Annotated in this window: 8 protein-coding genes; all 8 read left to right on the top strand. The window is 46.9% G+C overall.

The annotated features are described in order from the left end of the window. Positions 1-1,302 (top strand): CoA-acylating methylmalonate-semialdehyde dehydrogenase (locus L9Q40_RS06870; RefSeq protein ID WP_498792873.1); only part of this gene is annotated, 1,302 nt, incomplete at its 5' end. Between the two features lie 20 nt (positions 1,303-1,322). Then, entirely contained in the window at positions 1,323-2,477 is a 1,155-nt protein-coding gene (locus L9Q40_RS06865) for an acyl-CoA dehydrogenase family protein (RefSeq protein ID WP_498792872.1), read from the top strand. A gap of 40 nt (positions 2,478-2,517) precedes the next feature. Next, entirely contained in the window at positions 2,518-3,303 is a 786-nt protein-coding gene (locus tag L9Q40_RS06860) for an enoyl-CoA hydratase (RefSeq protein ID WP_268669178.1), read from the top strand. Positions 3,304-3,311: 8 nt separating this feature from the next. Further along, the gene (locus tag L9Q40_RS06855; protein WP_498792871.1) at positions 3,312-4,457 is read left to right on the top strand and encodes an enoyl-CoA hydratase/isomerase family protein; all 1,146 of its coding nucleotides are present in this window, start codon (positions 3,312-3,314) and stop codon (positions 4,455-4,457) included. Positions 4,458-4,486: 29 nt separating this feature from the next. Then, positions 4,487-5,389, top strand: coding sequence for a 3-hydroxyisobutyrate dehydrogenase (gene mmsB, locus L9Q40_RS06850; protein ID WP_498792870.1), 903 nt, complete (start codon positions 4,487-4,489; stop codon positions 5,387-5,389). A gap of 201 nt (positions 5,390-5,590) precedes the next feature. Next, the gene (locus tag L9Q40_RS06845; protein WP_420659689.1) at positions 5,591-6,349 is read left to right on the top strand and encodes an SDR family oxidoreductase; all 759 of its coding nucleotides are present in this window, start codon (positions 5,591-5,593) and stop codon (positions 6,347-6,349) included. 585 nt (positions 6,350-6,934) lie between these two features. Further along, the gene (gene cyoA, locus L9Q40_RS06840; protein WP_024372973.1) at positions 6,935-7,816 is read left to right on the top strand and encodes a ubiquinol oxidase subunit II; all 882 of its coding nucleotides are present in this window, start codon (positions 6,935-6,937) and stop codon (positions 7,814-7,816) included. A 5-nt stretch (positions 7,817-7,821) separates the two neighbouring features. Next, positions 7,822-8,482, top strand: a 661-nt coding sequence (locus L9Q40_RS06835) for a cbb3-type cytochrome c oxidase subunit I (protein WP_498792867.1), incomplete at its 3' end; no start/stop codon positions are given.

Genomic DNA, 8,482 nt, shown 5'->3' with positions numbered 1-8,482 from the left:
GAGCGCGCGCGACTGATGCTTCGTTATCAACACTTGTTAAAAGAGCATCACGAAGAAATTGCGGTATTGCTTTCTCATGAAACGGGCAAGATTTTAGCTGATGCCAAAGGAGACGTTTGGCGCGGAATTGAAGTGGTTGAGCAAGCGGCGAATATTGCCAGTAACCTAATGGGTGAAACGGTAGAAAATGTCGCGACTGATATCGACAGTTACTCGCTGATTCAACCTTTGGGCGTGTGTTGCGGGATCACCCCGTTTAACTTTCCTGCCATGATCCCGTTATGGATGTTTCCAGTTGCGATTGCCAGCGGTAACACATTCGTTCTCAAGCCTTCAGAGCAGGTGCCTTTGACGTCAATTCGTCTTGCTGAATTGTTTGAAGAAGCGGGCGCTCCAAAGGGCGTATTGCAGATCGTTCACGGACGTAAAGAGCAAGTGGACTTTCTACTCACACATAACGATATTCGCGCGATTTCTTTTGTCGGTTCCGTTCCGGTGGCGCAAGATATTTATACGACAGGGACAAAACACTTTAAGCGAGTGCAGGCATTTGCAGGTGCTAAAAACCACATGGTGATCATGCCAGATGCGAACAAAGATCAGGTGGTGAGTAATTTAGTCGGCTCTTCAGTGGGAGCAGCGGGCCAGCGCTGCATGGCAATTTCAGTGGCGGTGTTTGTCGGTGACTCAAAAGAGTGGATTGAGGACGTAAAACGGGAGATGGAAAACGTACACCCGGGTGCGTGGGACGATGAAGATGCCGCATATGGTCCGCTTATTAGCGAGCAGGCAAAACAGCGCGTATTGGGTTTGATTGAGTTGGGCAAACAACAAGGTGCAGAGTGTGTGCTTGATGGCAGCCAATGCGAAGTAGAGGGGTTTCCTGACGGCAACTGGGTCGGACCGACATTGTTCCGGGGAGTGACGACAGACATGTCGGTGTACACGCAGGAGATCTTTGGTCCTGTCTTAGTGTGTATGGAAGTGGATACGCTGCAAGAAGCCATTGAGTTGGTTAATCGCAACCCGTATGGCAACGGTACGTCAATTTTCACAGCGAATGGCGCGGCGGCACGAAAGTATCAGCACGAAATTATGGTGGGACAAGTCGGCATTAATGTACCGATTCCGGTGCCTTTGCCATTTTTCTCCTTCACGGGTTGGCGTGGCAGTTTTTATGGCGACCTTCATGCTTATGGTAAGCAGGCTGTCCGATTCTACACCGAAACCAAAACCGTCACGTCGCGTTGGTTCGATGATGATATTCCAAGCGGGCCAAACCTCACGATCCACCTGCGCTAAACCGATAGCAAGGAGCTTTTATGGACTTTGAACTCAACGAAGATCAACGTGCATTTTCCGATACAGCGCAGCAGTTTGCCGCTGAGCGTTTGGCTCCCATGGCAGCGGAATGGGATGAAAAACAGATCTTCCCGAAAGAGGTGTTGAGAGAAGCGGGCGAGTTAGGTTTTTTGAGCCTTTACACACCGGAAGAGCAAGGCGGATTGGGCCTGAGCCGTTTAGACTCGTCGATCATTTTTGAACAATTATCCATGGGCTGTACTTCGACAACGGCGTTTATGACCATCCACAATATGGTGAGTTGGATGATAGCTAGTTTTGCCAGTGACGTGGTTAAAGCGCAGTTTTGTCCCAAATTAGTGACGGGGGAGTGGCTAGGATCTTATTGTTTAACAGAGCCAAATGCGGGGTCTGATGCGGCTTCACTGGCCACTTCCGCCACGAAAAAAGGCAATCAATACATTCTTAATGGCAGCAAAACATTTATTTCTGGAGCTGGCGATACTGATGTGTTGATCGTTATGGCCCGAACCGGAGAGCAAGGAGCGAAAGGTGTTTCCGCTTTTGTGGTTGAGGCAAATGCGAAAGGCATCAGCTATGGGCGTAAAGAGCCGAAAATGGGGTGGAACAGTCAACCGACTCGTGCCGTCACATTCGAAAACGTCACCGTACCAGTCACACATTTATTGGGTGAAGAAGGACAAGGCTTCGTCTTTGCGATGAAAGGGTTAGACGGCGGGCGAATTAATATCGCAACCTGCTCAGTCGGGACGGCGCAACAGGCTCTTAACCACGCGACTCAGTATATGCAGGAACGTAAACAGTTCGGCAAAGCGTTAGCGCAATTTCAGGCGCTGCAGTTTAAATTAGCGGACATGGCAACAGAGCTGGTTGCAGCAAGACAACTGGTTCGTTACGCCGCAAGTAAACTCGATAACGGTGACCCAAACGCAACCACCTATTGTGCCATGGCAAAACGTTTTGCAACGGATGTCGGGTTTCAAGTCTGTGACCAAGCCTTACAGCTTTACGGTGGTTACGGCTACATCAAAGAATACCCGATGGAACGTTATTTCCGCGACGTTCGTGTGCATCAGATCCTTGAAGGTACCAACGAGATCATGCGTTTGATCATCGCACGCCGTCTGTTGTCAGCAGAATCATCATTACTGTAAATCTGCATTCGAACAATTTCATCAGGAAAGGATTCGAACTATGTCATCACCTCAAGACGCTATTCAACACACTATTAATGATCATATCGCTGTGATTACGATGAACAACCCGCCGGCAAATACCTGGACGGCGGACAGTCTCAACGCGTTAAAAACCCTCGTCCTTGAGCTGAACCAAAATAAAGACGTGTATGCGCTCGTCATAACAGGGAATGGAGAGAAGTTTTTTTCAGCAGGCGCAGACCTCAAACTTTTTGCTGACGGAGACAAAGCGGTGGCACTCGGTATGGCTCGAGCATTTGGGGAAGCGTTTGAAACCCTCGCCGATTTTCGTGGGGTTTCCATTGCCGCAATAAACGGCTATGCCATGGGCGGAGGATTAGAAGTCGCGTTGGCATGTGATCTCCGAGTAGTGGAAGAACAAGCGGTGCTGGCATTACCAGAAGCAAAAGTGGGTCTGCTGCCATGTGCAGGTGGAACGCAGAACCTCACGGCTTTAGTTGGTGAAGGCTGGGCTAAGCGTATGATTCTTTGTGGTGAACAACTCAGCGCAACTCAAGCAAACGAACTAGGCTTAGCAGAGGAGCTTGTGCCAAAAGGCGAAGCACTAACCAAAGCGATGGCGTTGGCATTGTCGGTGGCAAATCAGTCGCCATCCTCTGTGGCGGCATGCAAATTACTGATTCAAAACATGCGCTCAGCACCATTAAAGCATGGACTTATCAAAGAGCGAGAGCTGTTTCTTAACCTCTTTGATACCGAAGATCAAACGGAAGGTGTACGTGCCTTTCTTGAGAAACGCGAGCCTAAATGGAAAAACCAATAGGAGGCCAAATGGCAGGAAAGGTAACGATCACTGAATTGGAGTGTGCAGACGCTATTCATCGAATTGGCGTTGCGACTTTAGACAATGTCTCATCATTAAATGCGCTTACTTACGACATGTTAGTTCAACTCCATGATCAGTTGCTGAAATGGAAAGATGACCCTCATTTGGTGTGTGTGGTTCTTAGCGGTGCCGGAGAAAAAGCATTTTGTGCGGGTGGTGATGTCAGGGCTATTTATCATGTCATGCATGACGAAGGAAAAGATACCACAGCCGAGTTTTGTACCCGCTACTTTACGTTGGAGTATGAGTGCGACTACCTCATCCATACCTATAACAAACCCGTTATTGCTTGGGGCGAAGGCATTGTGATGGGCGGAGGCATGGGGCTTTTTATGGGAGCAAGCCACAGAGTGGTCACACCTACATCGCGTCTTTCCATGCCGGAAATTAGTATCGGGCTTTACCCCGATGTGGGAGGGACTTGGTTCTTAAGTCAAATTGACCCTGAGGTTGGCTTATTTCTTGGATTGACCGGTGCGTTAGTAAATTCGAGTGACGCTGTCACAATTGGCTTTGCGGATTGGCTGTTATTAGAAGAGCATTATCCAACTTTATTGCAAGAGCTTCAGAGCTTGCCGTGGGGGAGCAATAACACGAAAGAATTGGTGAATGCGCTGTTAGCTCTGATGGAAGAAAGTGTCATAGACAGCAAACCAACCACGCAAATTTGCCCATGTCTGGAGCAAATCAAGCAAGCATGCAAAGGTTTTGATCTCAACCTTATTGCCCAGCGAGTGATGGCCATGGATAACATTAATCCGTGGCTAGAAAATGCAAAACAAACATTCGCCGCTGGTAGTCCTATCACAGCGCATATTTGCTTCAGGCAAGTCAAAGAGTTTCATAGTTTACCACTGGCAGACTGCTTCCGATTAGAACTCACACTCTCTGTCCGTTGTGCTTTATTAGGTGAGTTTAAAGAAGGTGTGCGCGCCAGGCTGATTGATCGCGATGGCGAACCAAATTGGATGTTTAACAGTGTTACTGAAGTTGATGAGGATCTCGTTGATACGCTCTTTACCTCGTTGTGGGCAAAAGATGAACATCCTCTGGCAGAGTTAGGGTCTGTTGAGCGACTAAACGAAAGCTAAACAGACCGTACAAACGAAGGAGATTTATCATGAGTACCATTGCATTCATAGGTTTAGGCAATATGGGCAGCCCAATGGCGCAGAACCTGTTAGCGTCGGGGTTCAATGTACAAGTGTTTGATTTAGACACCGAAGCCGCCAGAAAGTTAGAACCATTTGGCGCTATCGTGGCGAGTTCCTTGCCGGAAGTGGTGGATGGTGCAGGTACGGTGATTACGATGTTACCTGCTGCATCACACGTCAGAAGTGTTTACCTTGGCGACTTACACGGTGGGGTTGGGGTTCTGAACCTCGTGGCACCAAATACCTTACTCATCGATTGTTCTACCATTGATCCAGATTCGTCACGATTGGTTGCGAACGAAGCGGGAAATAAGCAGCTATTGTTCGTGGATTCACCTGTATCAGGGGGGGTAACTGGAGCAAAAGCGGCGACCTTGACGTTTATCGTTGGGGGCTCAGATCAAGCTTTCTCAAAAGCCAACGCTATTTTGCAATACATGGGCAGAAATGTGTTCCATGCAGGCAAAGCCGGCGATGGTCAGATGGCGAAAATCTGTAACAACTTGATGCTCGGTATTTTAATGTCCGGAACGTGTGAAGCGCTCAATCTCGGCATTGATCATGGTCTCGATCCTAAGGTTCTCTCGAGTATCATGCTGCAAAGCTCAGGACGCAACTGGGCATTAGAGCTTTATAACCCTTGTCCTGGAGTGATGGAAAGTGCGCCGGCAAGTCATCAGTATCAACCGGGCTTTATGAGCAAATTGATGCTGAAAGATTTGGGCTTAGGGTTGGATGCCGCTTTACAAACGCATTCTTCTGTTCCTATGGGGTCGCTTGCTCGTAATTTGTATGCGTTCCATAACTCAAGCGGATATGGGGAGCTCGATTTCTCAAGTTTGTTTGAGCTCTATAAAAATCAAAAATGAGTGTAATTAATGAATGTGAGAGATTTATTTTCTCGCTCGTTCTTCGCGGTAGGGAATGACGATGTTCGATAACCGATTACTATTCATGTTACTCGTCATTCCGGCAAAGCCCTAACGGACATATTACCGATAGAGGCTTTTTGTATTTGTGACATTGTCACGACGCTTCTCGGAAAAGTTACAAAACGTTGGAGTATCGTAATGGATTTAAGAAACAGTGTTATCGCTATTACTGGCGCGGGGCAGGGGCTCGGACAGATGACGGCGATTGTTCTTGCCCGTGCGGGCGCTGACTTGGCTCTGCTTGATATCAATGAAGCTGGATTGCGAGACACTCAACAGCAATGCCAGATGTTGAGTGCTAAGGCGCTCACTTACCAATTAGATGTCACCAATGAACAGGAAGTTGAGCAGACGTTTAGTGACATTATTCAAGATTTTGGTCGGCTTAACGGGCTCGTTAACAATGCAGGTGTATTAAAAGATGGTTTGTTGGTCAAAATGAAAGAGGGTGCTATCTCCAAGATGCCATTGGAACAGTTCAATCTAGTCATGAATGTAAACGTAACTGGTACTTTCCTTTGTGGTCGAGAGGCTGCAGTGAAAATGATAGAAACTGAATCTAGTGGTGTGATCATCAATATTTCAAGTGTTGCGCGTGCGGGAAACATAGGTCAAACCAATTATTCTGCTTCCAAAGCGGCGGTCGCAACCATGGCCACCACCTGGTCACGCGAGTTAGCCAAATATGGTATCCGTGCGGCGGCAATTGCGCCGGGTGTCGTACACACCCCTATGGCTGGGAATATGAAACCGGAAGTAATAGAACGTCTGGAAAAAATGATTCCAGTCGGAAGAATGGCAAAGGCGGAAGAAATCGCACAGTCAGTGAAGTATATCTTTGAAAATGAGTACTTTACAGGGAGAGTGTTAGAAATCGATGGTGGTCTGAGGATGTAACCCAACGAATAAAGTTTAGGGTTATAACTGACTAATTTTAAAAGATATTTCTTTTAGGTTTTGAGTGTTGCTGGGCATGTGACCAATGATTCATAAATCAACCAAATGCTATATGTATTAGATAATCTTTTGATAAATACCATGTAAAAAATGTGTGAAATCATTAAATTGATCTGTGTCACATTTTGTGTCCTAGGTTTTTAGTGATTATGATGTCAGTTTTGAGTGATTAACTCGTCAATAGCCAACGTTTATTATTTCCATTTAAGCTACAGCCCTTCAGGCATAAAGGCTTCTAATTCTTATTTAAGCTGCTTCGCTGAGAATTCCCTTTCTTTACTTTCTGTTGATAAATGAAATGTTAGTTTCCAGATATGGCTCGTGAGCTTTAACTGCGAAGTCCTCATAATGCGGCCGAATGTAACATTGTATTTCAAAGTGTAACAATAAACTCACACTAGTTGTGGGGTTTTAATTGCGTTTTGACGTCCAATGTCGCATACGCTCAACACATAAACATTCTAATGACTATAACAACTGGTTCTGGGCATTTGCTTAGAAACCAGACAACCATCGAGAAAGTTAATGGAAGCCTCAAGATACACACGCATCTTATCGAGAGGGAGTCTGGCGTCCGTCATACTTTTGCTCTCAGGATGTAATTCTGCTTTGCTTGACCCCAAAGGTGCTATTGGTGTCCAGGAAAAAGAGCTGATCATCACTGCTCTTTTGCTGATGTTGATCGTCGTGATCCCCGTGATTCTTATGACGATTTACTTCGCCTATCGATACCGCGCAAGTAACACTCATGAAGAGTACGCCCCTGAGTGGTCGCACTCGACCAAAATCGAAGTGGTGGTATGGACTATTCCAATCATCATTATTGCGATTCTAGCCGCTATCACATGGCGTTCTACTCACGAACTGGAGCCATCTAAGCCTCTGGAAAGTGACGTAAAACCGATAACGATAGAAGTCGTTGCGCTAGATTGGAAATGGCTGTTCATCTACCCGGAAGAAAATATCGCGACGGTTAACTACGTAGCGTTTCCAAAAGATGTGCCAGTTCAGTTCAAATTGACGTCCGACAACATCATGAACGCGTTCTTCATTCCTCGTTTAGGTAGTCAGATTTACGCCATGCCAGGCATGGTAACCAAGCTAAATTTGATTGCTAACCACGAAGGTGACTTCAAGGGCTTTGCGTCGAACTTCAGTGGGGAAGGCTTCTCACAAATGAAGTTCACTGCGTCAGCTATGCCTGATCGCGCTGCATTCCTGAATTGGGTGCAGAAAGTTAAAGCGAGTCCAGACCGCATCGAAGACTGGGTACAGTACAGCACGCTAGCTGAACCTAGTATCGCTGAGCCGGTGACCTTGTTCTCAAGTGTACCTCCGTTCCTGTTCAGCAACGTCGTGACTCAGCATCCTGGTTCTATGAACTGTTTGCCTGAAAACCAAGGATAATCGCAATGTTTGGAAGATTAACTCTGGATTCAATTCCATTCCATGAACCTATTATCGTCATCACCCTAGCGGTAGTGGCTTTAGTCGGTTTAGCCGTGGTTTACGCGGTGACTAAAGCTGGAAAGTGGCAGTATTTGTGGAATGAATGGTTTACTTCGGTAGACCACAAAAAACTAGGCTTTATGTACATCGCGGTTGCGATGGTAATGCTTATTCGTGGTTTCGCTGACGCGGTAATGATGCGTAGTCAGCAGCTACTTTCGTCTGCGGGTGAGGCGGGTTACCTGCCACCAGAACACTATGACCAAATTTTTACGGCCCACGGCGTGATCATGATTTTCTTCGTCGCAATGCCATTGGTTATTGGTCTGATGAACATCATCGTTCCGCTGCAAATTGGCGCACGTGACGTGGCTTTCCCGTACCTAAATAACCTAAGCTTCTGGCTGTTTATCGTTGGTGTTATCCTGACGAACATGTCGCTAGGTCTTGGAGAGTTTGGCCGTACTGGTTGGTTGGCTTATCCGCCATTATCAGGTATCGAAGCAAGTCCTGGAGTCGGCGTTGATTACTGGATTTGGGCGCTGCAAATTTCAGGTGTTGGTACAACGCTAACAGGTGTGAACTTCTTCGCGACGATCCTGCGCATGCGTACGCCTTCAATGC

The organism is Allocatenococcus thiocycli (genome assembly GCF_921292965.1).
In the GTDB taxonomy this organism is placed as follows: Bacteria; Pseudomonadota; Gammaproteobacteria; order Enterobacterales; family Vibrionaceae; genus Vibrio; species Vibrio natriegens.
Note: the sequence above shows the minus strand (reverse complement) of the source record. Positions and strands in the feature narration are given on the sequence as shown.

Bases quoted from the DNA above. Each gene is read 5' to 3' on its own strand.
- L9Q40_RS06865 (WP_498792872.1), top strand. From the start codon at position 1,323: ATGGACTTTGAACTCAACGAAGATCAACGTGCATTTTCCGATACAGCG.
- L9Q40_RS06860 (WP_268669178.1), top strand. From the start codon at position 2,518: ATGTCATCACCTCAAGACGCTATTCAACACACTATTAATGATCATATC.
- L9Q40_RS06855 (WP_498792871.1), top strand. From the start codon at position 3,312: ATGGCAGGAAAGGTAACGATCACTGAATTGGAGTGTGCAGACGCTATT.
- mmsB (WP_498792870.1), top strand. From the start codon at position 4,487: ATGAGTACCATTGCATTCATAGGTTTAGGCAATATGGGCAGCCCAATG.
- L9Q40_RS06845 (WP_420659689.1), top strand. From the start codon at position 5,591: ATGGATTTAAGAAACAGTGTTATCGCTATTACTGGCGCGGGGCAGGGG.
- cyoA (WP_024372973.1), top strand. From the start codon at position 6,935: ATGGAAGCCTCAAGATACACACGCATCTTATCGAGAGGGAGTCTGGCG.